Genomic DNA, 21,666 nt, shown 5'->3' with positions numbered 1-21,666 from the left:
GCATGCCGCTCAAGCGCAATCCCTGCGGCGGCCCGCCGCAGGGATGATCGGACGATCTAGCGGGTCGGTACCGGCTTCTCGCCGCGATAGTCGTAGAAGCCGCGGCCGGCCTTGCGGCCGAGCCAGCCGGCCTCGACATACTTCACCAGCAGCGGGCAGGGGCGGTACTTGGAGTCCGCCAGCCCGTCATAGAGCACCTGCATGACTGCCAGGCAGGTATCGAGCCCGATGAAGTCGGCCAGTTCCAGCGGCCCCATCGGGTGGTTGGCGCCGAGCTTCATGGCGGTGTCGATCGCCTCGACCGAGCCCACCCCCTCATAGAGGGTGTAGACGGCCTCGTTGATCATCGGCAGCAGGATGCGGTTGACGATGAAGGCCGGGAAATCCTCGGCCGCCACCGGCTGCTTGCCAAGCCGCACCGACAGCTCGCGGATCGACTGGTAGGTTGCTTCCTCGGTGGCGATGCCGCGGATGATCTCGACCAGCTGCATCACCGGCACGGGATTCATGAAGTGCATGCCGATGAAGCGGCCCGGCCGGTCGGTCGACGCCGCCAGCCGGGTGATCGAGATCGACGAGGTGTTCGAGGCGACGATCGTGGCGGGCCCCAGGTTGGGCACCAGCGCCTTGAAGATCTCCTTCTTGACCTGCTCGTTCTCGGTCGCGGCCTCGATGACGACGTCGCAATCGCGGAACACCGCCATGTCGCGCGCCGTCTCGATGCGGGCCATGGCGGCTGTCCGCTCGTCCTCGGTCAGCTTGCCGCGGGCCACCAGCCGCTGGTAGCCCCGGTCGATGTTCTCGACCGCGCGCTTCAGCGACTCTTCGCTCATGTCGAGCAGGCGCACCGGATATCCCGCCTGGGCGGAAACCTGGGCGATGCCCGAGCCCATCTGGCCCGCGCCGATGATGCCGATCTTGCCGATCATCGCGTTCCCTGTCTGCTCTGCGGAACCGTCGCCGGACGAACGATCGCTCTGGGCGAAGAGCGTGCGCCGATTGGGCATCACGATTTTTCGATGGCGTTGGTCAGTTCCGGCACGATCTGGAAAAGGTCACCGACCAGCCCATAGTCGGCCACCTGGAAGATCGGGGCTTCCTCGTCCTTGTTGATGGCAACGATCACCTTGCTGTCCTTCATGCCGGCCAGATGCTGGATCGCGCCCGAGATGCCGACGGCGATGTAGAGCTCCGGCGCCACCACCTTGCCGGTCTGGCCGACCTGATAGTCGTTGGGCACGAAGCCGGCGTCGACCGCGGCCCGGCTGGCGCCGACGGCGGCACCCAGCTTGTCGGCCAGGGCCTCCAGCAGCTTGAAGTTCTCGCCGTTCTGCATGCCGCGCCCGCCGGACACGACGACGCGGGCGGCCGTCAGTTCCGGCCGCTCGGACTTCGACAGCTCGTTGCCGACGAAGCTCGACAGGCCGGAATCCGCCGTCGCGGCGACATTCTCGATGGTGGCGCTGCCGCCCTCGGCCGCTGCCGGGCCGAAGCCGGTGGTGCGGACGGTGATGACCTTGATCGCATCCTTGGACTGCACCGTCGCCAGCGCGTTGCCGGCATAGATCGGCCGCACGAAGGTGTCGGGCGACACGACCGCGGTGATGTCCGAGATCTGCTGCACGTCGAGCAAGGCTGCCACGCGCGGCAGCACGTTCTTGCCGTTGGTGGTGGCCGGGGCCAGCAGGTGGCTGTAGCCGGGGGCCAAGCCCACCAGCAGCGGGGTCAGGTTCTCGGCCAGCGGGTGGGCGTAGGCGGCATCGTCGGCCACCAGCACCTTGGCGACGCCCGGCACCTTGGCGGCTGCCTCGGCCACGGCCGCGCAGCCCTGGCCGGCGACCAGGATATGCAGGTCGCCACCGATCTCGACCGCCGCGGTCACGGCATTGAGGGTGGCGGGCTTCAGGGCCGAGCCGTCATGCTCGGCCAGGACGAGGACGCTCATCAGATCACCCGCGCTTCGGTCTTCAACTTGTCGACGAGTTCGGCCACGCTCTTGACCTTGATGCCGGCCTGGCGCTTGGCCGGCTCCTCGACCTTGAGGACCGTCAGCCGGGGTGCCGCGTCGACGCCGAGGTCGGCCGGCTTCAGCACGTCGATCGGCTTCTTCTTCGCCTTCATGATGTTCGGCAGCGAGGCGTAGCGCGGCTCGTTCAGGCGCAGGTCGGTGGTGACGATGGCCGGCAGCGCGATGCGGATCGTCTCCAGGCCGCCATCGACCTCGCGCGTCACCTCGGCCTTGTCGCCGTCGATCTTCACCTTGGAGGCGAAGGTCGCCTGCGGCCAGCCGAGCAGGGCCGCCAGCATCTGGCCGGTCTGGTTGGCGTCGTCGTCGATCGCCTGCTTGCCTAGGATGACGAGGCGGGGCTGCTCCTTCTCGCACACCGCCTTCAGCAGCTTGGCGACCGCCAGCGGCTCCAGCACCGCGTCGGTCTCCACCAGGATGCCGCGGTCGGCACCCATGGCGAGCGCGGTGCGGATGGTCTCCTGGCACTGGGTCACGCCCAGGGAGACGGCGACGATCTCGGTGGCCGCACCCGCCTCTTTCAGGCGCACGGCTTCCTCGACCCCGATCTCGTCGAAGGGGTTCATCGACATCTTGACGTTGGACGTCTCGACCCCGGTCTTGTCGGCCTTGACCCGGATCTTGACGTTGTAGTCGACGACCCGCTTGACGGCGACGAGCACTTTCATCGGCAACAACTCACCTGATGGATGCTGGGCGGCGGCGAATGGGAACGGGCCGGCTGGCCCGTTCCGTGCCGCCGTGGCGCGCGATTTGTGCACATGCACAATGGCATGGCAAGCGAAACATCCCCGCCCCGACGGCGCTCAACGGCTGGCGCCGGGCACCCACAGCACGTCGCCGGCGCCATCGCCGTTGGCGTGCCGCGACAGCACGAAGAGCAGGTCGGACAGGCGGTTGAGGTACTTGAAGGCTTCCGGGTTGACCGGGTCGCGGGCCGCCAGCTCGGCCACCAGCCGCTCGGCCCGGCGGGTCACGGTGCGGGCCAGGTGCAGGTAGGCCGCCGCCGCCGTGCCGCCCGGCAGGATGAAGGACGACAGCGGCGCCAGCCGGCCATTGTAGGCGTCGATCTCGGTCTCCAGGCGGGCGACCTGGGACGCCACGATGCGCAGCGCGCCGGCCCCGCGGCGCCCGTCCTCGGGCGTGCAGAGGTCGGCGCCGAGATCGAAGAGGTCGTTCTGGATCAGCGCCAGCAGCTGGTCGAGTGCCCCTTCGGTGTGCAGCCGCACCAGGCCGATGGTGGCATTGGCCTCGTCGACGGTGCCGAACGCCTCCACCCGCAGGTCGTGCTTGGGCACGCGGACGCCGTCGCCGAGTGAGGTCTCGCCGCGGTCGCCGCCGCGGGTGTAGATGCGGGTCAGCTGGACCATGGCGACCCTAGGGCTTCATCGTCCAGAGGACGAGGCCGAGGACCAGCAGCGCCCCCATCTGGAACAGCACGCGATAGCGCATCAGCGTGTTGCTGCGGCGCGGGTCGCTGCCGCCCCGGATCATGCCGACCACGCCGGCACCGAGCACGCCCAGCGTCGCCAGCATCAGGAGGACCAGGACGATCGTCAGGAAGGTATTCATGTGCCGAGATATAGCGCCTGCCAGGGCCCGCGCCCAGGCGCAGCGACGATTTGCGCGGGCAGTTGCGGCCGGCCCCGCGGGCGGGGCAGGCTGGGCCGCAGAAGCAACCCGAAGAGTGCCGCCATGCCCGCCTCCACCCTGGCCATTTCCGTGATGAGCCCGGCCGACCTCGACCGCGCGATCGACTGGGCCGCCGACGAGGGCTGGAACCCGGGGCTGGCCGACGCGCTGGCCTTCCGCGCGGCCGATCCGACGGGGTTCCTGGTGGCGCGGCTCGACGGCCAGCCGGCGGCCTCGATCTCGGTCGTGCGCTATGCGGGCGACTTCGGCTTCCTCGGCTTCTATATCGCCGCCCCGGGTTTCCGCGGCCAGGGCCATGGGCTGGCGCTATGGCGGGCCGGCATGGGCTACCTCTCTGGCGCCGTGGTGGGGCTGGACGGGGTGCCCGCCCAGCAGGCGAACTATGCCCGCTCCGGCTTCGTGCTGGCCTGTCGCAACATCCGCTTCGGCGGGGTCGCCACGGCCGGGCGCATCGAATCCGGCCTGCTGCCCCTGGGCGAGGTGCCGCTCGACCGCCTGCTCGCCTATGACCGCCGCTTCTTTCCCGCGGCCAGGCGCGCCTTCCTGGCGGTATGGGCCGGCCTGCCGCACAGCCATGGCTATGCCGCACTTCGCGACGGCAGCCTGTCGGGCTACGGCGTCGTCCGCCGCTGCCGCATCGGCTGGAAGATCGGTCCGCTCTTCGCCGACGATGCCGACACCGCCGAGAGCCTGTTCCGGGCGCTGGCGGCCCAGGCGGGCGAGGGGCCGGTCTTCTTCGATGTGCCCGAGAACAATCCGGATGCCGTGGCACTGGCCGAGCGGCATGGCCTGGCCGCCTGCTTCGAGACCGCACGGATGTATCGCGGGCCGGCGCCCCTGGTCGACCTGGCGGGCACCTACGGCGTCACGACCTTCGAGCTGGGTTGACCGCCGGCCGGCAAGCCGGCGACGGCGGTCGTCAGTCGGGGAAGCGGACCTCCAGGTCGTCGCGCGTCGCGGCCGCTTCCTCCAGGGTCTCGCGCATCGGCCGGACGCCCTGGCCGAGCCGCTCCTCGGTCGCACGCCAATGCCGCCATTCGATGACGAGCGGTCCGGGCACGTCGCCCGTCAGGCAGTCATGCAGGGCATCGAGGTTGCGGCCGAAATGGGCGGGCAGGTCGAGCGCGCCCGCGAGCGCGTCCCAGGCCCGGGCCAGGGTGGCGATCGCCTGCCCTTCGATGACGACGCGGCGCGGCTGGTTCACTGGCTTGCTCACTGGGGCACCCGGTGGAAGCTTTCGTAATGGTCGATCGTCACCCAGCGTCCGCCATCCCGGTCGAAGACCAGCCGGCGGGCGTTGCGGCGACCGCCGCGATAGTCGAGGTCGGCTTCGCGATAGGCGTCGCGGGCCTGCGGCGGCAGGCGCCGCTCGCGATTGCCGAACACGTCGCCGCCGATTACGCGTCCCGGGGCCACCGCCCACAGGTCCCGCCCCGGCTCCCAGCCCAGGCGCCGGGCCTCCGCCTTGGTGGCATAGCGGGGCGGCAGGCGGCCGGTGCGGTCGAGATGGGCCAGCGTCTCGACCAGCCCGTCGACATCGGCGATGCCGAGGCGACCGGCGAACGACCGCCACTGGGCCTCGCCCGCGGCGGCCGACAGCGGGACCAGGATGGCCAGGAGGAAGAGAAGCACAAGGCGACGCAGCATGCATTCGATCCTAGCACGGTCGGCCGCATTGACCGGAACGGGGGGCGGGCTTATTTTGTCGGCATGGTGTTCCACGCGCAGCTTCGGATCGGTGGGCGAATTACGGACCCGGTTCTCTTTGAGAGCCGGGCCACGTCGTTCGTCTATTCGTTTTCGAGAAGGCTGCCGTCATGCAACGCCCCGATTCCCAGCGGTTCGATTCCCAGCATCTGACCGCCCATCGGTCGGAGACCGTCTCCGCCGCGCGCCTCCCCACCGCCTGCTTTTCCCTGAACGGCCGCAGCTCGCCCGGCCTGATGCCGCGCGTGCTGGAGCTGTTCGCCAAGCGCGACCTGGTCCCGTCCGCCTTCGTCGCCCGTACCCAGGGGGCGGACGGCGATGAACTGTCGATTGACGTGCAGATGGAGGGGATGGACCGCGATCTCGCCGACTACGTGGCCCGCTGCATGCGCCAGATCGTCGGTGTGGAAGTTGTCCTCGTATCCGAGAAGCGTTTCGGCGTAACGGCTTGAGGGGGGTTGTTCACCCGCCTTATCCACAGGCGAGGGTGCTTATCCGCAGAGTTATCCCCAGAATGCGGGGATAGTGGGGAAAACGGCCGGGGTGCCCCGCGGGGCGCCCCGGCTAAGCCCCGCGGGTCCAGCGGTGATAGAGCGGCGCCTGGATTGCCGGGAACAGGTACATCGGCAACTGCGCCACGGCGAAGTAGAGCGTGATGCCGATTGCCGTGTCGGCACCCAGGGCGGCCCACATCAGCCCCATGTTGCGATTGCCGGTCATGAAGCCGACCGCCAGCGCGGCGGGTGCGCCCGCCCGGCGAAAGGCGAGCCAGCCCGCCGCCTGGAGAGCGGCGTTGAAGACCAGGGCGGCGGCCAGATAGACCAACACCAACCCGGGATCGGCCAGGGCGGCCGCCGTCACCCCATCCATGATCGCGATGGCGAAGACCACCAGGACCAGCATGTTGAAGCCGTTGACCGCGTCGCCGTGGTCGCGCATGCGCTGGCGGCCGGCCAGCCGCCGGATCAGCTCTGCCACTGCCGCGGCACCCAGCACGAAGCCGGCCAGGCGCAAGGTCAGTTCCACCATGCCGATGTCGAGCGTGACGCCGACCAGGCCCAGCGCCAGCGGCGGCACCGTCAGCGGCGCCAGCAGGTGGGCGATGACCATCGCGACCAGCGCCAACGCCCCATCCAGGCCCAGCAGCAGGCAGATGGCCGGGGCGGACATGATGCAGGGCCCGGCCGCCGACAGCACCATCGCCGTCACCAGGCCGGGCGGCAGCGGCAGCGCCGTCGCCACGACCGCCACCAGGACCGGGGCCGCCAGCATCAGCCAGGCGGCCGTCAGCGCCACCTGTGGCCAGGCGCGGATCTGGCGCGCGATCTCCGGCCATTCCAGCCGCAGCATCGAGCCCACCATGGTCATGGCGACCGCCACCGGCAGCCACGGCTTCAGGCTGCGGGCCAGGTCCGGCAGGGCCAGGCCGACCAGGATGCCCACCGCCAGCACCTTCGTGCCATTGCGGCCGAGATAGGCCAGCCAGTTCAGCAGCATCGGCGGGGTCCGGTCCGAAAGTGGGGAGGATGGCGGAAGGGGGACGATGGTTTGAGGATCGCCTGCGATCGACTATCTTCCTCCACCATGTCGGATACGCTCAACGATGAACGCCTCTTCGCCGAACATGCCGGCCGGGTGAAGCCGGAATGGATCGACGTCAACGGGCACATGAACCTCGCCTACTACCTGCTCGCCTTCGACCAGGGAACGGACACGCTGCTGCATCGCCACGGGATCGGCTCGACCTACACCCGCAGCAGCAATTGCGGGTTCTTCGTGCTGGAAACCCACCTCACCTACGAGCGCGAGCTGCTGGAGGGCGAGCCGTTCCGCATCCATACCCACATCCTGGGGCTGGATGCCAAGCGGCTGCACTATTTCCACGCGATGTTCCATGCCGAGAAGGGGTTCCTCTCAGCCACCAACGAGATCATGGCGGTGCATGTCGACCTTGCGGTGCGGCGCTCCGTCGCCTGGCCGGGCGCGGCGATGGCATCCCTTTCGGCGATGGCCGAGCAGCACCGCGCGGTGCCCCGGCCGCCCCAGGCCGGGCGCTCGATCGGCATGGAGCGTCGGCGTGCGGCATGACCGGCGCGGGCGGTTCGCCGCGGCCGTCCTGGCCGCGCTGTTCCTGACACCGACACCGGCGGCCCTGGCCGGCTGCAACGATCCGGCGGGCCCGGGGGTCGACTGGCGCCGCTGCTACCAGGACGGGGCGGAACTGGCCGGCCACGACCTGTCCGGCGGCTCGCTGCGCGACGCCACCTTCTCGCGCGCCGTGATGACCGGAGCCGACCTGCGCCGGGCCGATGCCTCGCGGGCGAAGTTCCTGTCGGCCAGGCTGGCCCGCGCACGCCTGGACGAGGCGCGCCTGACCGAGGCCGACTTCACCAATGCCGACCTGACCCAGGCGGTCCTGGCGCGGGCCGACCTGTCGCGCGCGCGCTTCTTCAGCGCGGTCCTGCGTGGGGCCGACCTGTCCGGGGCCACGGTGCGCGGGACCGATTTCGCCCAGGCCAACCTGTCCGGTGCCACCTGGACGGACGGCAAGCGCGTGTGCGCGGAAGGCTCGATCGGCCAATGCAACTGAACGACCGATGCAACTGAATGGCCGGCCGGCCGGCTATTCGGCGGCCAGTCGGTCGAACGACCAGCCGCTCAGCGAATACAGCAGCCACTGGCCATGGGCACGGAATCCCAGATGCTCGTAGAACGCGCGGGTCGGGTTCCAGTCCAGCACGTGGAGCGTGATCGCCGTCCAGCCGCGTTCGTCGGCGATCCGCGCCAGGTCCGCCAGCAGGCGGCGACCCAGCCCGTGGCCGCGCGCGGCCTCGTCGACGAACAGGTCCTCCAGGAACAGGCTGCGCCGGCCCGAGAAGGTCGAATAGCCGGGATAGAACAGCGTGAAGCCGACATCGACGCCGTCGAGCGAGGCGATGCGGGCCTCGAAGGCCGGGTGCGGGCCGAAGCCGTCGCGGCGCAGGTCCTCCTCGGACGAGACGACGGCGGATTCCAGGTTCTCGTAGGCGGCCAGCGCGCGGACGAGGCGCATGAGCGTGGGCACGTCGGCCACGGTGGCGGTGCGGATGGCGATGGCCGGCATCGGGTCGTTCCTCGGGTCGGGCGGTGGATGATGCGCTGCATGCCGTCCGACTGTTGAACGGCGGGCGCGGCTGGCGCACATAGGAAGCACACCAGGAGATCGCCCGCCATGACGCACGACCATCACCACGACCACGACCACGACCACGATCATGCTCACGCCCATCCCCATGCCGATCCCGACGTCTATGTCGACTGGAAGGAGCATGGGGTGAAGGTCATCCCGGGCGACAAGCTGGACCCGAACACGGCCCAGACGCCCGGCATGCACCGCGAGGCGGCGATCAACCTGGCGCGCGTGGGCGCGCAGAAGATCTGGGCCGGCACGGTGAAGATCTTCCCCGACGCCAAGACCGGGGTGCACCATCATGGCGCGCTCGAAAGCGTCATCTACATCGTCAAGGGCCGGGCGCGCATGCGCTGGGGCGCGCGCCTGGAATATGTGGCCGAGGCCGGCCCGGGCGACTTCATCTTCGTGCCGCCCTACGTCCCCCATCAGGAGATCAACGCGTCGTCCGACGAGACGCTGGAATGCGTGCTGGTGCGCAGCGACAACGAGGCGGTGGTCGTCAACCTCGACATCGAGCCGATCGAGAAGCCCGAGCAGGTGCTCTGGGTCGACCCGATCCACAAGCAGGCATAGCCCGCGGGCGGTGGCCGGGCGATCACGGAACGGTCATCAGCCGGTCACCGTGGAGTGAGCGAGCGTGATTCGCCCAGGCGCGGGTCGGGGACTACCTTCTGGTCATGAGGACGGCGCGGGGATGGACCGGGTCGCCCAGCCAAATTGACCAGGAGGTTCCCATGACCAAGCTCATTTCCGCCGCTGCCATCGCTTCCCTGATCGCCTTCGGTGCCGTCGCTTCCCCCCTGTCGCTCGATGCTGGCAAGTTCGGCATGAACCAGGATGACGGCAAGTACGGCCAGTTGCTCGACGAGGGCAAGTTCGGCGCCAACGCCGACGAAGGCAAGTACGGCCGCAACGCGGACGAGGGCAAGTACGGCCGCAACCTCGACGACGGCAAGTTCGGCCAGTCGGTCGACGCCGACCAGAAGCTCGGCCGCTAAGGTTCTACGGCCGGCACCAGGCGCTCCCCCTCGCCACCGAGCGGTTCCCCCCGGCCGCTCGGGCCGGCCGCCCCCACCGACAGAGGCGACTAAGGCCGCGGAGCGATCCGCGGCCTTCTCTTCGTTCACCGCGCCGTCGACACGTCGTCCAGGCGGACGACGACGACCTTGCGGCTGCCGTCCAGCAGCCAGTCCCCGCAGTCGAACTTGGCGGTCGCGATCGCCAGGATGATGGGGCGGAACTGCTCGGCCGCTGCCTCCAGGGCCGACTGGTCGTCCCCCACCCCGATGCCTGCTGCCTGGGTCAGCAGCATGTCCAGTGCGGCGTGCTGGATGCGGCAGGAGACCAGTTCGCGCGGTGCCGTGCCCTCGACATGCGCGCGGAAATTGACGGCCGGCTGCCCTTCGCAGTCGTCCATGTATTTCGCCTCGACCAGATCGAACGTAAGCGGCATGGGACCCCACTTTCGCCGGTGACCGGTCTGGCGCATCTGGGCATGGTCGACGGGCACGTCAATTGCCGGCTGGGCCTATCCCTTCACTGCCCCCGCGGTCAGCCCCGACGACATGTACTTGCGGAAGGCGTAGTAGATCGCCGCCGGCGGCAGGGCATAGATGAAGCCGGCCGTCATCAGCAGCTCCCAGGGCGAATCGTCGGCTGCCAGGAAGTTGCCGAGCGCCACCGGCAGGGTGATCGCCGTGTCCTTCGACAGCAGCAGGAAGGCGTAGAGATACTCGTTCCAGGCCAGCAGCAGGGCATAGGTGCCGACCGCGATCAATGACGGCACCATCAGTGGCAGGTAGACCATGCGGAAGAGCTGCAGCGGCGAGGCGCCGTCGATGATGGCGGCCTCGTCGAGTTCGACCGGCAGCTTGTCGGACGCCTGGCGCAGGATCCAGATCGCATAGGGCGAGGCCACGGTGACCATCGCCAGCACCAGCGACCAGTCGCTGTTGAGCAGGCCGTAGATGCCCATCGTCTTGTACATCGGCACCGCCAGGAAGGCGGCGGGGATGAAATAGGTGAAGAGCGCCAGGTTCATCACCAGCCGTCCGCCCTTCAGCCGCAGCCGGCTGATCGAGAAGGCGGCCGCGGTGGCGACGACCAGCGTGACGATCGCCGTGCCGACCGAGATCAGCACCGAGTTCAGCATCTGCTGCCAGAAATTATAGAGGAAATGGTGCTTCTGCCCGAACACCATCTCGAAATTGCGCAGGGTTGGGTTGGTCGGCCAGAGCTGGCCCGAGAAGGCGGCATCCTTGGGCGAGATGGCGAACAGGAACATGTGATAAAGCGGGATCAGCGTCCACAGCAGGACGGGGATGCCGATCAGCAGCAGCCCGGCTTCCGTACTGACGTTCCGCATCAGGCGGCCGCGGGTCATCGGGCCATCCCCTTCATCGGGCCATCCCCTTCATCGGGCCATCCCCTTCATCGGGAGAGGCGCTTCATCATGAAGAAGACCAGCGGCAGGACGAACGGCATGGCGCAGACGATGCTCGCCATCGCCATATTGAGCTGGTCGAGCCGGAGATAGCGGATTCCCAGCGTCGCCAGCACATGCGTCAGGTCGGCCGGACCACCGCCTGTCAGCAGATAGACGCTGTTGAAATCGCCCAGCGTGAACAGCATCGAGAGCAGTGTGCAGGTGACGTAGAGCATGCTGATCGACGGCCAGGTGATGTAGCGGAAGCGGTGCCAGGCGCCGGCGCCGTCGACCGAGGCCGCCTCGTAGATCTCTTGCGGGATGGCCAGCCGCCCGGCGAGCAGGATGAGGGTCCAGAAGGGCAGCGACTTCCAGATGTGGACGACCATCGACAGCGCCATCGCCAGCGTCGGGTCGTTCAGCCAGTTCGGCCCGTCATCCATCGTCAGCTTGAAGATGAGCTGGTTGATCACCCCCCATTCGGGGTTGAGCATGAAGCGGATCGACAGGATCGTCGGGATCGATGGCACCGCCCAGGGCAGCACGAAGAGTGCTGCGGTGATCTTCACCCACCAGCGCGGATGGGTGAAGAAGCCCGACAGAAACAGCGCCAGCACCATCTTCACGTTGATGGCGACCAGCAGGAACACCAGCGTGTTGATCGCAGTGCGCAGGAATATCGGATCCTTCGCGAGCTCGACGTAGAGCTGGGGATCGCGCGCCAGCCAGAAGCTGTAGCTGACCGGGAAGACCACGAAGAGGACGAACACCGCCATATAGGGCGCGACGAACAGCAGTCCCCAGGCCTGCTTGGCCGAAATGGAAAAGCCGACCCGCCGGGAGGCTTCCCGGCGGGTCGTGTCTTCTACGGTCGAGGCGGTCATCGGTGCCGCGCGCGGCGTCCGCTCCGGTTCGCCCGCCGCCTCAGTTCGCCACTTCCTTGATGCGGGCGACCATCTCGTCGACCGCCTTCTCGACCGGGACCTTCTCGCTGACGACGCGGTTCATCGCCTTGGCCCAGACGTTCTCGTTGTTGAGGATGGTGAACTTGTAGTTCTTGGTGAACTCGAACGGCAGGGTGCCGGCCATGAACTGGTCGTAGACCGCCTTGCGGTGCGGGTCGGCCTGCCAGAAGGGGCTGGCCTGGCTTTCCTTGGTGACCGGGAACCAGCGACCCAGCGCGCCCTCGACATAGGGGCGCAGGTTCTGCTCCTCCATCAGGAACTTGATGAAGTCGCGGGCGCGGGCCTTGTTCTTCGCCTGTTCGAAGATGACGCCGACCTTGACCGAGGCGCGATAGTGCATCGGCGAGCCGTCCGGCTTCGTGGGGAAGCCGGAGGTGGCGATCGTCTCGTCATAGGCCTTGCGGCCGGCCGCCCGCTGCTCGGGCGTCAGTGCGGCATTGTTGGCGTCGTCCAGCCACTTGGCCGCGATCGAGATCGTGTAGTTGTGCGTCATCATGGTGGTGCGATTGTGGAAGGCGACGTTGTTGTCGGGGTCCTTCCACGTCGTCGAGGACGGCGGCGAGCAGCCCTTGGCGTAGATGTCGGTGTAGTCGCGCAGGGCGCTGACGAGGCCTGCCTTCACCTTCGGGTCGTCGACTGTCGGCTTGCCGGCATCGTCGACCAGCTTCACGCCATAGGCGTCGACCCAACTGAGGAACGACTGGAACGAGTCGGTCGATTCCACGCCCATCGGGTTGCCGATGCCGAAGACGCGGCTGCTGGTGGCGCGGCGATAGGCGGGCTGCGCCTTCTCGCACCAGAAGGACCAGTATTCCTTCCAGGTGCCGGGGATGTCGGCGGGCTTGAAGCCGGCGGTCGCCAGCATGTCTTTCCAGTACTGGATGTGCAGAGTCTGCTGCTTCATCGGATAGGCGTAGTAGGCGCTCTTCTTGGCCTTGTCGTTGTAGAGGTAAGCGGTTTCGGCCGTGTTCGGCGAGAAACGCGCCTTCATCGGCTCGATCAGGTCGGAGATGTCTTCCAGACGGCCATCGAACGCCCACTTGCCGGCGACCTGGACATCGTAGCTGTCGGCATAGGCGACGTCGGGCGGCAAGCCGGAATCGAGGGCGGCGACCGACTTCGGGATCATGTCCTGAATTGCGTACTGGGACAGATCTACCTTCACACCGGTCTTGGCCTCGTAGGCCTTGATTGCGGCAAGTAATGCATCATCCTCAGATTTATAGAAGCCCTTGACCCACCAGACCGTCAGCTTTTCCTGGGCGACGCCAGGGACGGCAGTGGTGACGAGCGCAATGGCGGTCGCGGTGGCCAACAGTAACTTCATGTTCCCTCCCTCGGGAAAGCCCGCGCCGTTTTCTGGCGGGTATTATGCAAAGCGTTATCAGCCCGGCCTGCGGCTGTCGAGATGCATCGCCACCACTTCTTCGGCGCGGCGTCTGGAGGCCGGATCGCCGCGATCGACGGCCATCCTTTCAACCCCAGGGCGATCTTTCCTGTGGTCGGGCCGGTCAGCGTTGCGATAAGAATCGCTAATGCGGTCAGGCCGGCATCGTTCGCGCCTGCCCGCAGGTTTCCAGGCAAGGCAACTCCAGGCGGGGCGGTCCGATGTGCAATATCTGTGAGCGCGATCGAGTTCTTGGGCGTCGCGGGTTCCTAGGCCTCGGCGCGGCCGGGCTGGCGGCGATGGCGCTGGGCGCCGGTGCGGCGTCGGCCGCGGGCGGGGCCACCACCAGCCTGACCGCCGATCAGGCGCTGGGCAGGCTGAAGGCCGGCAATGCCCGCTTCGTCGCCGCTCCCGATCTCTGCATCGGCGACCTGACCGCCAGCCGCACCAAGGTCGCGATGTCGCAGGCGCCATGGGCCACCATCGTCAGCTGTGCCGACAGCCGCGTCGCCCCGGAACTGCTGTTCGGCGGCGTCAGCGCGGGCGAGCTCTTCGTCGCGCGCAATGCCGGCAACACGGCCGACACCGTCACCATGGGCACGATCGAGTACGGTGCCGCGGTGCTTGGCGTGCCGCTCATCGTCGTGCTCGGCCACGAGCGCTGCGGGGCGGCCGCCGCGGCCTGCGACATCGTCACCAAGGGGGCGAAGTTCCCAGGGTCGATCGGCCCGATGGTGAAGGACATCGTGCCGTCGGCCCGGGCCGTGATGAAGCAGCCGGGCGATTTCGTGGACAACACGATCCGCGAGAACGCCCTGCGCACCGCGGGCAGGATTGCCACCCAGAGCAAGATTGTCGCCGGCCTCGTCAAGTCGGGCAAGGTGAAGGTGGTGGCCGCCCGCTACGACCTCGACGATGGCAAGGTCGAATTCCTGGTGGACCGGGGCAAGCTGGTCGCCTGACCGGGCGGGCGCGGACGCAATGCGCCCAAAATACGACGTCATCGGCAGTAACTATGCCGCGCTTCGCCGGCCCGATGCCCGGATAGCTGCTGCCATTGAGGACGCGCTGGGTCTGGCCCGGACCATTCTGAACGTGGGCGCGGGCGCCGGTTCTTACGAACCGACGGGTAGATCGCTAGTCGCGGTCGAGCCGTCGCTCGCGATGATCCGGAAGCGCGGTCCGGCAGCGGCCAAGGCGATCCGCGCCCGCGCCGAGGCCCTGCCATTCGAGGACAAGCGCTTCGACGCGGCGATGGCGGTCCTGACCGTTCATCACTGGGCGGACAAGCAAGCGGGCCTGAGCGAGATGCGGCGCGTGACGAGCGGCCGCATCGTCCTGCTCACCTTCGACCCGTCATGCCGCCCCTGGCTGACCGACTATCTTCCCGGGCTTGCGGCATTGGACGACGCGCAGATGCCGGCTCTGGCCGACTACGAACGCTGGCTGGGGCCGGTGCGGATCACGCCGCTGCTGGTGCCGCACGATTGCAGCGACGGGTTCCTCTACGCCTATTGGCGCCGGCCCGAGGCCTATCTCGATCCCTACATCCGATCCGGCAGCTCGTCATTCTGGGCCATCGGGGATGCCGAGGCCGGTCTGCAGCAACTGAGGCGCGACCTTGAAACCGGCCAGTGGGCGCGACGCTACGCCGACCTGCTCACCCTGGACGCGTACGACGCGGGATACCGGCTTGTCGTGGCGGATTGAGCGGCCAACATGCCACACGGGACAGCGAAGGGCTCCCGGAAGAACTTCTCGAATGGAATTCGTTGGGGAGAATGGCGCGCCCGAAGAGATTCGAACTCCTAACCCCCATATTCGTAGGCGGGGGAGCGCGTCAGAAACCCCAGCAGTTCTGGCGTTTTTGCGTTGGTGCGGTGGCCGGAGGTATTTCGAGAAGAGTGGCGACCGGTGTTCGCCATGCGTTCCGAGATACGGTGCGGGCGAGAATCCTGTTAATAGGGACCCGCACCGGTTCCGCACAAGCTTTCCCCGCACGAGCGGTCCGGTGCTGATTTACTAGGTTCTGTTGACATAGCAATCTCCCCGCCTCCACCACCCAAGCCCCGATCGCCCGCTGCCGCTCGAGTAGGATCACATGCGCCAGCAGCCGGAACGCCGCCTCGCCGGCCTCAGCGTCGACGACCTGCTGGCGCTGCCGCCCGCGCGCTTCCGCACGCTGGCCGAGATGCACCCGGGCGACTTCCCCGAGGCGGCGATCCTGGATTAGGCTTCCGTCCCGGCCGAGCGCTGCCGCGGATAGCTTGCTGCCCACCGGTTGCATCTCACTACGGAGATCAGGAGCATGACGGCCTACAGGTTTGTGATCGCCACCCTTCTAGGGACAGTTTGCCTGCTGCCGGTATCGAGCATCGCGGCGCAGTTTCAGACCAATGCTCTCTTCTACAATTATGCCAAGCGCACCCTCCTCATGGATATGGGCGACGAGGTTCGGCGGGAAGTAAATCATGAGGGCGGCGATGCGCATTCGTCCTATTTTTCGCCGAATATTTTCGATAGCAAGGGGCGCGTCTATCGGCTGCGCTGGATGGAAACGAACGGAAGTCTAGTCTGCGACGCCTATATTCGAATTCATACGAAGGACGGAAAGATGGAGACGTGCGTGGCCCAGTCATTGATTGAGTACGGAGCAAAATGCACGCTGACGCCGACACTGGTCGGCAGCACGGCTCCGGTGTGCAAGGCAGAACTGCGGGTGGATGACTGATACCAAGTCCGGCGTGAGGTGACTCACGAAGGGGATTCCGCTGGGGTCGGAGTTCTGATTCAAGGATGGCGAACGGTATGGAGTTCGCCATGGCTGCACCGATCGGGCTGCGCGGAGACTATGACGGAGCGGCGCTTCGGGGATTGGCAAAGCGTTCGAAGGACGCCGGCCAGGCCCGGCGGCTATTGGCGCTGTCGGCGATCTATGACGGCGGTAGCCGGAGCGATGCAGCCAAGCTGGGCGGTGTCGGCTTGCAGACGGTGCGGGACTGGGTGCTGGCGTTCAACGCCGACGGTCCGGATGGCCTGATCGACCGCAAGGCTGGCGGCGCATCCTCGAAGCTGTCGGCCGAGCAATGGGCGGAGGTGGCCCGGCTGGTCGAGGCTGGCCCGATCCCGGCCGTGCACGGCGTCGTCCGCTGGCGGCTGATCGACCTCGCGCAATGGATCCACGAGACTTTCGGGGTCAGCCTGTCGAAGCAGACGATGAGCGACCGGCTTCGGGCGATGGGCTACCGCAAGCTGTCGGCCCGGCCGCGTCACCATGCCCAGGACCCGCAAGCCGGGGAGGCATTCAAAAAAACTTTCCCGCGCTCCTGGCGCGCCTCGCGCGCAAGAAGGCTGCCGAAGCCCCAGGAGGGATAGAGGTCTGGTTCCAGGACGAAGCCCGTGTAGGCCAGAAGAACGGCATCACCCGGCGCTGGGCCCGGCGCGGCACCCGGCCGAGCGCGCCGCACGACCAGCGCACCAAGTCGGCCTACATCTTCGGCGCGATCTGTCCGGCCGAGGGCAAGGGCGCGGCCCTCGTCCTGCCGCGCTGCAACGTGCCGTCCATGCAACTCCATCTGGCGGAGATCAGCCGCACCGTCGCTCCCGGCGCCCATGCCCTGCTCTTGATGGACCAGGCTGGATGGCACCTCTCCGAGCGGCTTGTCGTCCCGGCCAACATCACGATCGTGCCGCTACCAGCCAAGTCGCCGGAGCTGAACCCGGTCGAGAACGTCTGGCAGTTCATGCGCGACAACTGGCTCTCGAACCGCGTCTTCCAATCCTACGACGACATCCTCGACCACTGCGCCCACGCCTGGAACAAGCTCGTCGACCAGCCATGGAAGATCATGTCCATCGGTCTCCGGGCGTGGGCACATCGGTCATGAACAGCCGGACTTGGTATGACCCCGATCCGGCCGGGCGGGCTGGCAATCCGGCGTGGACGGCTGGGGCACGGTAGATGGCCAGAGCGGCCGAGTGGGGCGGGTCGCGCGCCTCGGCTAGCTGCCGCACCCGACCCCCGCCTGCCGCCGCCTGATGCAGGCCAGCCGCGCCCGGCAATCCGCCTCCGCCGCCCGCATATCAGCGACCCACGCGAGCCCCAGGCCGACCGACCGCGGCGCCGGCGGCACCTCCGGCTCGTCCTGGCACCGCAGCAACTCGCCCGGATGCCGGGCCTCCACCCGCTCGATCTTGGTCACGATGCGCGGCGGCGGCTCCGTCGAGGCGCAGCCGGTCAAGAAACCGATCGAGAGCAGCGCAGAGCGCCATCCGAACGGCCATGAAGCGGGCGGGCCTAGTGGGAAGCATCGCTTCCGCTACCTGAAGGCGTCATTCACGACCGCGCTGGCGCATGTCGCGCCGGGGCGCGTGGTGCAGCAGTTTGCTCGGCACCAGTCGTTCGAGACGACGCAACTCTACCTGCTGGTGGCCGACTCCGCGACGCGCGCCGCGGTCGACTGGGTGTCGGGCCGCCGGGCCATCCGGGATGTCGATCTGACGAGGCCGATTGGTGAAGTGGCAACCAAATCGACAACCAAGCCGCGGAAAAGGGCCGCGGGCGATGCCGGAAAGTAGCTGCTAAGCCCTTGAAAAGGAAAGTGGCGCGCCCGAAGAGATTCGAACTCCTAACCCCCAGATTCGTAGTCTGGTGCTCTATCCAGTTGAGCTACGGGCGCGCATTGTCTCGGGGCCAGAACCGCCGCGAGAGGCCGGGACACTACGCAAAGCGGTCCCGGCATGCAAGGGCGGATTTCGCTCTTTCAGAAGGCTGCGACAATGCCGTCCGCGCGCGGGTCGGCGGCACCGGACAGGACGCCGTCGGGGCCGTGGACGATCATGCCGGCGTGGCCCATCAGGTCGCTGAACCCCTCGACCATCTCGACGTCGTGGCCGGCCCGGCGCAGGGCCTGGATGGTGCCGTCGGCCATCTGGTCCTCGATCTTCAGGTTCGTCGCCTCGGCCCCCCAGGTGCGGCCGAGCAGCCAGCGCGGCGCCGTCACCGCCTGCTGCGGCGCCTGGCCGGCCAGCAGGCGGGTCAGGATGGCGGCCTGAGTCTGCGGCTGGCCCTCGCCGCCCATCGTGCCGTAGGTGACGGTGCGGCCGTCGCCCAGGCGGGCCAGGGCGGGGTTCAGCGTATGGAACGGCAGGCGGCCCGGTGCCAGTGCGCGCAGGCCGGCGGGCTCGAGCTGGAAGCTGGCGCCGCGATTCTGCATCAGCAGCCCGGTGTCGCGCAGCACCACGCCCGAGCCGAACTCCCAATAGATGCTCTGGATGAAGCTGACCGCCCGGCCGGCGCCGTCGACCGCCCCCATCCAGATGGTGTCGCCCTTGGCCGGGGCCTGCTGCGGCCAGGGCGCGGCGCGGGCCGGGTCGATGGCGGCGGCGTCGGTCGCGAACTGGGCCTCGGTCAGGAAATCCTCGGCCGACCGGGCCATGGCCGACGGGCAGCCGACATGGGCGTCGCGCACCAGGAACGCCCGCTTGGTCGCTTCCACGAGGGCATGGACATGGGCGAACCCCTCCGCTGCCGGCCGGCCCAGCCGGTCCCAGAGGGCGAGGATCATCAGCGACGACAGGCCCTGGGTCGGCGGCGGGTGGTTGAAGACCGTGCCGGCGCCGATACCGACCGCAAGCGGCCGCACGCGTGCCGCCCGGTGGCGGGCCAGGTCGTCGGCGGCGAGCGGCGAGCCCGCGCGGGCCAGGTCGGCAGCGATGCTGCGGGCCAGGTCGCCGCGATAGAACCCGTCCAGCCCGTCGCGGGCCAGCCGCCGCAGGGTCTGGCCAAGGGCGGGGTTCGCCAGCACCTGGCCCGCGACCGGCGGCCGGCCGCTTGGCAGGAAGGTCTCGCCGAAACCGCTCGACTCCGCCATCTCGCCCATCTTCAGGGCGGTATAGCGGGCCTGGCTGGCCGTCACCGGCACGCCCGCGATGGCATAGTGGGTCGCCTCCTCCAGCAGGCGCTCCAGCGGCAGCGGCCGGCCGTCCCACCCGGCCGCGAGGTCGAGTGCTGCCGCCCAGCCGGACACCGTCCCGGGCACGGTCAGGGCCGCCAGTGGTCCGCGGGCCGGAATGGTGGCGTGCCCCGCCCGGCGGTAGAGGTCGATCGTGGCGGCCCCCGCGGCGGCCCCGCAGGCGCGGATCGCCACCGGCTCGGTCCCGGGGGCGGCGATCAGCCAGAAGCCGTCGCCGCCGATCGCGTTCATGTGTGGATAGACCACCGCAATGGCCGCCGCCGCGGCCACCATCGCCTCCACCGCATTGCCGCCGTCGCGCAGCACGGCCAGGCCCGCCTGGGCCGCCAGGTGATGCGGGGCGGTGATCATGCCGCGCTGGGCATGGGCGGTCTGCAGCATGGTTGGCCCCCTCGTCCGGTGCGCCGGTGGACGAACCGGCGGCCCACGCTACATCCTTCCCACCGCCCTTGGGGAGATGGCCGATGACGCGCTGGATCGCCGGATTGCTGCTGCTTCTGATGGCCTCGCTGCCGGTGGCCGCGGCCGACGACGCCGACCGGGCCGGCATCGAACGGGTGATCCGCGACCAGATGGCGGCCTTCCGCGCCGACGATGCCGCGGCTGCCTTCGCGCATGCCGCCCCCACGATCCAGGCCATGTTCGGCACGCCCGAGACCTTCCTTGCCATGGTGCGCCGCGGCTATGCCCCGGTCTATCGCCCGCGCGCGGTCGAGTTCCGCGAGCTGGCCGAGACGGACGGGGCCCTGGTGCAGCGCGTCGTCCTGGTCGGGCCGGACGGGGTGCCGGAGGTGGCGCTCTACGTCATGGAACGGCAGCCGGACGGCACCTGGCGGATCGCCGGCTGCTTTCTGGCAAAATCCGACGAGCGGATGACCTGATGCCGTTGCCGCCGCGCCGTGCCGCGGCTAATCAGGATCGATGACCGATCCCTATCGCCAAAGCCTGTCCGTCTCCTGGGACGAGTTCCACCACCTGTCGCGCACCCTGGCCGGGCGGTTGGCCGAACTGGGTCCCTGGCGGCTGCTGGTGGCCGTCACGCGGGGCGGGCTGGTGCCGGCAGCCATCGTCGCCCGCGAACTCGACCTGCGCGTCGTCGATACGCTCTGCATCGCCAGCTATGACGGGCGCGCCCAGGGGGCGGCCCGGGTGCTGAAGGCGGCCGACGCCGGCGACGGCGAGGGCGTGCTGGTGGTCGACGATCTGGTCGATACCGGCGTCACGGCGGCCGTCATGCGCCGACTGCTGCCGAAGGCGCATTTCGCCACCGTCTTCGCCAAACCCCAGGGCCGCCCGCTCGTCGACAGCGTCGTCTCCGAGGTCGGGCAGGACACCTGGATCGTCCTGCCCTGGGACCAGCACCCGCCGATCGCCGGTCCCAGCCGCTAGAGCATGATCCATTCAGGTAGCGGCATATCCGGCATTTCGTAGATATCGGCTGCATTCGTCTGGGGGGAAGAGGTCGAGGAGCTTGCCGATCCGCTGCCAAGTGGAGGTGGGCGAGCGCTCCTCTGCCTTCCGCAGGAGGGTCTTGAGCTTGGCGAAGACCTGTTCGATCGGGTTGAGATCGGGGCTGTAGGGCGGCAGGAAGAAGAGCTTCGCGCCGGCGCGCCGAAGCGCGCGCCGAACGCCCTGCCCTTTGTGACTGCCGAGATTGTCCATCACGACCACGTCGCCCGGTCGCAGCGTCGGGACGAGCGCCTGCTCCACATAGGCTAGGAAGCGTTCGCCGTTGATCGGTCCGTCGAAGACGCACGGCGCGTCGATCCGGTCGGCACGCAGGGCTGCCAGGAAGGTCATGGTCTTCCAGTGCCCATGCGGCACCCGGCCGATCAGACGCTGGCCGACCGGCGCATAACCATGGGTACGCGTCATGTTGGTCTTCGCCCAGGTCTCGTCGATGAACACCAGGCGAGACGGGTCTATCCGCTTCTGGTGCAATCGCCAGCGCCGCCGACGGTAGGCAACGTCAGGCCGTTCCTGCTCGCTTGCATGCAGGCTTTTTTTTGAAGCGCAGCCCCTCGGAGCGCACGAAGCGCTGCACCGCTCCGTAGCTCGCCGCCACCCCGCGCTCGCGGAGCTCGGACACCAGTCCGCGCACCGTCAGGTCCGACTTCTCATCGATCCGACCCAGTATCCAGGCGCGATGCGGCGACAGTGACAGCGCCCGGCGCCCGCCTGTCGCCTTCGGCGCAACGCCCCCCGTATCCCGCTTGCGTTGCGCCCAACGGATCGCCGTCGCCACGCTTACCGCGAAATGCGCCGCCGCCTTATGCCGGCTCACGCCGGACTCAATCAGAGCTACCACGCGAGACCGCAAGTCCAATGAGTAGGCCCGACCCATCGATGCTGGCCT

At 68.3% G+C, this 21,666-nt stretch carries 29 protein-coding genes and 1 tRNA gene; 14 read left to right on the top strand and 16 right to left on the bottom strand.

Annotation, left to right across the window (positions count from 1 at the left end; translation table 11 throughout):
- Window positions 1-56: 56 nt before the first annotated feature.
- The 5 genes from STVA_RS24220 to STVA_RS24200 form a co-directional block, all read right to left on the bottom strand.
- On the bottom strand, window positions 57-929 hold the full coding sequence (locus tag STVA_RS24220; protein WP_123691420.1) for a 3-hydroxybutyryl-CoA dehydrogenase: 873 nt from the start codon (window positions 927-929) through the stop codon (window positions 57-59).
- A gap of 77 nt (window positions 930-1,006) precedes the next feature.
- Complete coding sequence (locus STVA_RS24215; RefSeq protein ID WP_123691200.1) at window positions 1,007-1,945, bottom strand: electron transfer flavoprotein subunit alpha/FixB family protein; 939 nt, start codon at window positions 1,943-1,945, stop codon at window positions 1,007-1,009.
- The gene (locus STVA_RS24210; RefSeq protein ID WP_123691202.1) at window positions 1,945-2,694 is read right to left on the bottom strand and encodes an electron transfer flavoprotein subunit beta/FixA family protein; all 750 of its coding nucleotides are present in this window, start codon (window positions 2,692-2,694) and stop codon (window positions 1,945-1,947) included. The genes STVA_RS24215 and STVA_RS24210 overlap by 1 nt, the downstream gene beginning before the upstream one ends.
- 138 nt (window positions 2,695-2,832) lie before the next feature.
- Entirely contained in the window at window positions 2,833-3,396 is a 564-nt protein-coding gene (locus STVA_RS24205; protein ID WP_123691204.1) for a cob(I)yrinic acid a,c-diamide adenosyltransferase, read from the bottom strand.
- A gap of 7 nt (window positions 3,397-3,403) precedes the next feature.
- On the bottom strand, window positions 3,404-3,598 hold the full coding sequence (locus STVA_RS24200; protein WP_123691205.1) for a twin transmembrane helix small protein: 195 nt from the start codon (window positions 3,596-3,598) through the stop codon (window positions 3,404-3,406).
- Window positions 3,599-3,721: 123 nt separating this feature from the next.
- Here STVA_RS24200 and STVA_RS24195 point away from each other — a divergent pair, with 123 nt between their 5' ends.
- On the top strand, window positions 3,722-4,567 hold the full coding sequence (locus tag STVA_RS24195; protein ID WP_197735731.1) for a GNAT family N-acetyltransferase: 846 nt from the start codon (window positions 3,722-3,724) through the stop codon (window positions 4,565-4,567).
- A 31-nt stretch (window positions 4,568-4,598) separates the two neighbouring features.
- On the opposite strand, the gene STVA_RS24190 is transcribed toward STVA_RS24195, so the two are convergent.
- Both STVA_RS24190 and STVA_RS24185 read right to left on the bottom strand, forming a co-directional pair.
- Entirely contained in the window at window positions 4,599-4,895 is a 297-nt protein-coding gene (locus STVA_RS24190; RefSeq protein ID WP_197735730.1) for a barstar family protein, read from the bottom strand.
- Window positions 4,892-5,326: a ribonuclease domain-containing protein gene (locus STVA_RS24185; RefSeq protein ID WP_123691207.1), complete on the bottom strand. Its 435-nt coding sequence runs from the start codon at window positions 5,324-5,326 to the stop codon at window positions 4,892-4,894. The genes STVA_RS24190 and STVA_RS24185 overlap by 4 nt, the downstream gene beginning before the upstream one ends.
- 170 nt (window positions 5,327-5,496) lie before the next feature.
- Between STVA_RS24185 and STVA_RS24180 the strand changes: the two genes are divergently transcribed.
- On the top strand, window positions 5,497-5,838 hold the full coding sequence (locus tag STVA_RS24180; protein WP_123691209.1) for a hypothetical protein: 342 nt from the start codon (window positions 5,497-5,499) through the stop codon (window positions 5,836-5,838).
- Window positions 5,839-5,950: 112 nt separating this feature from the next.
- Here STVA_RS24180 and STVA_RS24175 read toward each other — a convergent pair whose 3' ends face one another.
- Window positions 5,951-6,883 carry a Na+-dependent transporter gene (locus tag STVA_RS24175; protein WP_123691211.1) on the bottom strand — a complete coding sequence of 311 codons (933 nt, stop codon included), beginning with the start codon at window positions 6,881-6,883 and terminating at the stop codon, window positions 5,951-5,953.
- An 87-nt stretch (window positions 6,884-6,970) separates the two neighbouring features.
- On the opposite strand from STVA_RS24175, the gene STVA_RS24170 reads away from it, so the two are divergent.
- Together STVA_RS24170 and STVA_RS24165 are read left to right on the top strand one after the other, a co-directional pair.
- The gene (locus STVA_RS24170) at window positions 6,971-7,474 is read left to right on the top strand and encodes a thioesterase family protein (protein WP_123691213.1); all 504 of its coding nucleotides are present in this window, start codon (window positions 6,971-6,973) and stop codon (window positions 7,472-7,474) included.
- Window positions 7,464-7,976, top strand: coding sequence for a pentapeptide repeat-containing protein (locus STVA_RS24165; RefSeq protein ID WP_123691216.1), 513 nt, complete (start codon window positions 7,464-7,466; stop codon window positions 7,974-7,976). Before STVA_RS24170 ends, STVA_RS24165 begins: the two co-directional genes overlap by 11 nt.
- A 33-nt stretch (window positions 7,977-8,009) precedes the next feature.
- Here the strand turns inward: STVA_RS24165 and STVA_RS24160 are convergent, their stop codons facing one another.
- Window positions 8,010-8,489 carry a GNAT family N-acetyltransferase gene (locus STVA_RS24160; RefSeq protein WP_123691218.1) on the bottom strand — a complete coding sequence of 160 codons (480 nt, stop codon included), beginning with the start codon at window positions 8,487-8,489 and terminating at the stop codon, window positions 8,010-8,012.
- A 108-nt stretch (window positions 8,490-8,597) separates the two neighbouring features.
- Here STVA_RS24160 and STVA_RS24155 point away from each other — a divergent pair, with 108 nt between their 5' ends.
- Together STVA_RS24155 and STVA_RS24150 are read left to right on the top strand one after the other, a co-directional pair.
- Window positions 8,598-9,131: a cupin domain-containing protein gene (locus STVA_RS24155; RefSeq protein WP_123691220.1), complete on the top strand. Its 534-nt coding sequence runs from the start codon at window positions 8,598-8,600 to the stop codon at window positions 9,129-9,131.
- 161 nt (window positions 9,132-9,292) lie between these two features.
- Window positions 9,293-9,556 carry a hypothetical protein gene (locus STVA_RS24150; RefSeq protein WP_123691222.1) on the top strand — a complete coding sequence of 88 codons (264 nt, stop codon included), beginning with the start codon at window positions 9,293-9,295 and terminating at the stop codon, window positions 9,554-9,556.
- A 125-nt stretch (window positions 9,557-9,681) separates the two neighbouring features.
- Here STVA_RS24150 and STVA_RS24145 read toward each other — a convergent pair whose 3' ends face one another.
- The 4 genes from STVA_RS24145 to STVA_RS24130 all read right to left on the bottom strand — a co-directional run bounded on the left by STVA_RS24145 (window position 9,682) and on the right by STVA_RS24130 (window position 13,275).
- Window positions 9,682-10,011 carry a hypothetical protein gene (locus STVA_RS24145; protein ID WP_123691224.1) on the bottom strand — a complete coding sequence of 110 codons (330 nt, stop codon included), beginning with the start codon at window positions 10,009-10,011 and terminating at the stop codon, window positions 9,682-9,684.
- Window positions 10,012-10,086: 75 nt separating this feature from the next.
- Window positions 10,087-10,941 carry a carbohydrate ABC transporter permease gene (locus STVA_RS24140; protein WP_123691226.1) on the bottom strand — a complete coding sequence of 285 codons (855 nt, stop codon included), beginning with the start codon at window positions 10,939-10,941 and terminating at the stop codon, window positions 10,087-10,089.
- A gap of 47 nt (window positions 10,942-10,988) precedes the next feature.
- A complete protein-coding gene (locus STVA_RS24135; RefSeq protein WP_123691229.1) occupies window positions 10,989-11,867 on the bottom strand; it encodes a carbohydrate ABC transporter permease in 879 nt (292 codons plus the stop codon).
- 40 nt (window positions 11,868-11,907) lie between these two features.
- Window positions 11,908-13,275, bottom strand: a complete 1,368-nt coding sequence (locus STVA_RS24130; protein ID WP_123691231.1) for an ABC transporter substrate-binding protein — start codon at window positions 13,273-13,275, stop codon at window positions 11,908-11,910.
- A 359-nt stretch (window positions 13,276-13,634) separates the two neighbouring features.
- On the opposite strand from STVA_RS24130, the gene STVA_RS24125 reads away from it, so the two are divergent.
- The 6 genes from STVA_RS24125 to STVA_RS24105 all read left to right on the top strand — a co-directional run bounded on the left by STVA_RS24125 (window position 13,635) and on the right by STVA_RS24105 (window position 17,913).
- Entirely contained in the window at window positions 13,635-14,297 is a 663-nt protein-coding gene (locus tag STVA_RS24125) for a carbonic anhydrase (protein WP_245978359.1), read from the top strand.
- Window positions 14,298-14,316: 19 nt separating this feature from the next.
- The gene (locus tag STVA_RS24120) at window positions 14,317-15,045 is read left to right on the top strand and encodes a class I SAM-dependent methyltransferase (RefSeq protein WP_123691235.1); all 729 of its coding nucleotides are present in this window, start codon (window positions 14,317-14,319) and stop codon (window positions 15,043-15,045) included.
- Between the two features lie 391 nt (window positions 15,046-15,436).
- The gene (locus STVA_RS28425) at window positions 15,437-15,568 is read left to right on the top strand and encodes a hypothetical protein (protein ID WP_276330465.1); all 132 of its coding nucleotides are present in this window, start codon (window positions 15,437-15,439) and stop codon (window positions 15,566-15,568) included.
- 75 nt (window positions 15,569-15,643) lie between these two features.
- Complete coding sequence (locus STVA_RS24115) at window positions 15,644-16,066, top strand: hypothetical protein (RefSeq protein ID WP_142235874.1); 423 nt, start codon at window positions 15,644-15,646, stop codon at window positions 16,064-16,066.
- 89 nt (window positions 16,067-16,155) lie between these two features.
- Window positions 16,156-17,222 (top strand): IS630 family transposase gene (locus tag STVA_RS24110; protein WP_420822806.1). Its coding sequence is split into 2 segments (ribosomal slippage): window positions 16,156-16,704 and window positions 16,707-17,222, totalling 1,065 coding nucleotides; the frame shifts between segments, so codons are not numbered across the junction.
- Window positions 17,223-17,373: 151 nt separating this feature from the next.
- Entirely contained in the window at window positions 17,374-17,913 is a 540-nt protein-coding gene (locus STVA_RS24105) for a hypothetical protein (protein WP_142235873.1), read from the top strand.
- Between the two features lie 24 nt (window positions 17,914-17,937).
- Here the strand turns inward: STVA_RS24105 and STVA_RS24100 are convergent.
- Window positions 17,938-18,014 (bottom strand) — tRNA-Arg (locus STVA_RS24100).
- A gap of 84 nt (window positions 18,015-18,098) precedes the next feature.
- Window positions 18,099-19,691: a gamma-glutamyltransferase family protein gene (locus tag STVA_RS24095; RefSeq protein ID WP_123687759.1), complete on the bottom strand. Its 1,593-nt coding sequence runs from the start codon at window positions 19,689-19,691 to the stop codon at window positions 18,099-18,101.
- An 83-nt stretch (window positions 19,692-19,774) separates the two neighbouring features.
- Between STVA_RS24095 and STVA_RS24090 the strand changes: the two genes are divergently transcribed.
- Together STVA_RS24090 and gpt are read left to right on the top strand one after the other, a co-directional pair.
- A complete protein-coding gene (locus tag STVA_RS24090; protein WP_123687760.1) occupies window positions 19,775-20,191 on the top strand; it encodes a DUF4864 domain-containing protein in 417 nt (138 codons plus the stop codon).
- A 40-nt stretch (window positions 20,192-20,231) separates the two neighbouring features.
- Window positions 20,232-20,699, top strand: coding sequence for a xanthine phosphoribosyltransferase (gene gpt / locus STVA_RS24085; RefSeq protein WP_123687761.1), 468 nt, complete (start codon window positions 20,232-20,234; stop codon window positions 20,697-20,699).
- A 12-nt stretch (window positions 20,700-20,711) separates the two neighbouring features.
- Here gpt and STVA_RS24080 read toward each other — a convergent pair.
- Window positions 20,712-21,654, bottom strand: a protein-coding gene (locus STVA_RS24080; RefSeq protein ID WP_123687763.1) for an IS630 family transposase whose coding sequence is annotated in 2 segments (ribosomal slippage) — window positions 20,712-21,317 and window positions 21,319-21,654 — 942 coding nt in all. Because the reading frame shifts where the segments join, the coding sequence is not laid out codon by codon here.
- Between the last annotated feature and the right edge of the window lie 12 nt (window positions 21,655-21,666).

The organism is Stella humosa, assembly GCF_006738645.1.
Taxonomy (GTDB): domain Bacteria; phylum Pseudomonadota; class Alphaproteobacteria; order ATCC43930; family Allostellaceae; genus Allostella; species Allostella humosa.
This window is presented reverse-complemented; position numbering and strand designations above follow the sequence as displayed.

Coding starts and splice junctions, on each gene's coding strand:
- STVA_RS24175 (WP_123691211.1), bottom strand. CDS start 6,883: ATGCTGCTGAACTGGCTGGCCTATCTCGGCCGCAATGGCACGAAGGTG.
- STVA_RS24160 (WP_123691218.1), bottom strand. CDS start 8,489: ATGCCGGCCATCGCCATCCGCACCGCCACCGTGGCCGACGTGCCCACG.
- STVA_RS24210 (WP_123691202.1), bottom strand. CDS start 2,694: ATGAAAGTGCTCGTCGCCGTCAAGCGGGTCGTCGACTACAACGTCAAG.
- STVA_RS24220 (WP_123691420.1), bottom strand. CDS start 929: ATGATCGGCAAGATCGGCATCATCGGCGCGGGCCAGATGGGCTCGGGC.
- STVA_RS24145 (WP_123691224.1), bottom strand. CDS start 10,011: ATGCCGCTTACGTTCGATCTGGTCGAGGCGAAATACATGGACGACTGC.
- STVA_RS24095 (WP_123687759.1), bottom strand. CDS start 19,691: ATGCTGCAGACCGCCCATGCCCAGCGCGGCATGATCACCGCCCCGCAT.
- STVA_RS24125 (WP_245978359.1), top strand. CDS start 13,635: ATGGCGCTGGGCGCCGGTGCGGCGTCGGCCGCGGGCGGGGCCACCACC.
- STVA_RS24180 (WP_123691209.1), top strand. CDS start 5,497: ATGCAACGCCCCGATTCCCAGCGGTTCGATTCCCAGCATCTGACCGCC.
- STVA_RS24155 (WP_123691220.1), top strand. CDS start 8,598: ATGACGCACGACCATCACCACGACCACGACCACGACCACGATCATGCT.
- STVA_RS24090 (WP_123687760.1), top strand. CDS start 19,775: ATGACGCGCTGGATCGCCGGATTGCTGCTGCTTCTGATGGCCTCGCTG.
- STVA_RS24135 (WP_123691229.1), bottom strand. CDS start 11,867: ATGACCGCCTCGACCGTAGAAGACACGACCCGCCGGGAAGCCTCCCGG.
- STVA_RS24195 (WP_197735731.1), top strand. CDS start 3,722: ATGCCCGCCTCCACCCTGGCCATTTCCGTGATGAGCCCGGCCGACCTC.
- STVA_RS24170 (WP_123691213.1), top strand. CDS start 6,971: ATGTCGGATACGCTCAACGATGAACGCCTCTTCGCCGAACATGCCGGC.
- gpt (WP_123687761.1), top strand. CDS start 20,232: ATGACCGATCCCTATCGCCAAAGCCTGTCCGTCTCCTGGGACGAGTTC.
- STVA_RS24185 (WP_123691207.1), bottom strand. CDS start 5,326: ATGCTGCGTCGCCTTGTGCTTCTCTTCCTCCTGGCCATCCTGGTCCCG.
- STVA_RS24120 (WP_123691235.1), top strand. CDS start 14,317: ATGCGCCCAAAATACGACGTCATCGGCAGTAACTATGCCGCGCTTCGC.
- STVA_RS24140 (WP_123691226.1), bottom strand. CDS start 10,941: ATGACCCGCGGCCGCCTGATGCGGAACGTCAGTACGGAAGCCGGGCTG.
- STVA_RS24205 (WP_123691204.1), bottom strand. CDS start 3,396: ATGGTCCAGCTGACCCGCATCTACACCCGCGGCGGCGACCGCGGCGAG.
- STVA_RS28425 (WP_276330465.1), top strand. CDS start 15,437: ATGCGCCAGCAGCCGGAACGCCGCCTCGCCGGCCTCAGCGTCGACGAC.
- STVA_RS24150 (WP_123691222.1), top strand. CDS start 9,293: ATGACCAAGCTCATTTCCGCCGCTGCCATCGCTTCCCTGATCGCCTTC.
- STVA_RS24115 (WP_142235874.1), top strand. CDS start 15,644: ATGACGGCCTACAGGTTTGTGATCGCCACCCTTCTAGGGACAGTTTGC.
- STVA_RS24105 (WP_142235873.1), top strand. CDS start 17,374: ATGCAGGCCAGCCGCGCCCGGCAATCCGCCTCCGCCGCCCGCATATCA.
- STVA_RS24200 (WP_123691205.1), bottom strand. CDS start 3,598: ATGAATACCTTCCTGACGATCGTCCTGGTCCTCCTGATGCTGGCGACG.
- STVA_RS24215 (WP_123691200.1), bottom strand. CDS start 1,945: ATGAGCGTCCTCGTCCTGGCCGAGCATGACGGCTCGGCCCTGAAGCCC.
- STVA_RS24130 (WP_123691231.1), bottom strand. CDS start 13,275: ATGAAGTTACTGTTGGCCACCGCGACCGCCATTGCGCTCGTCACCACT.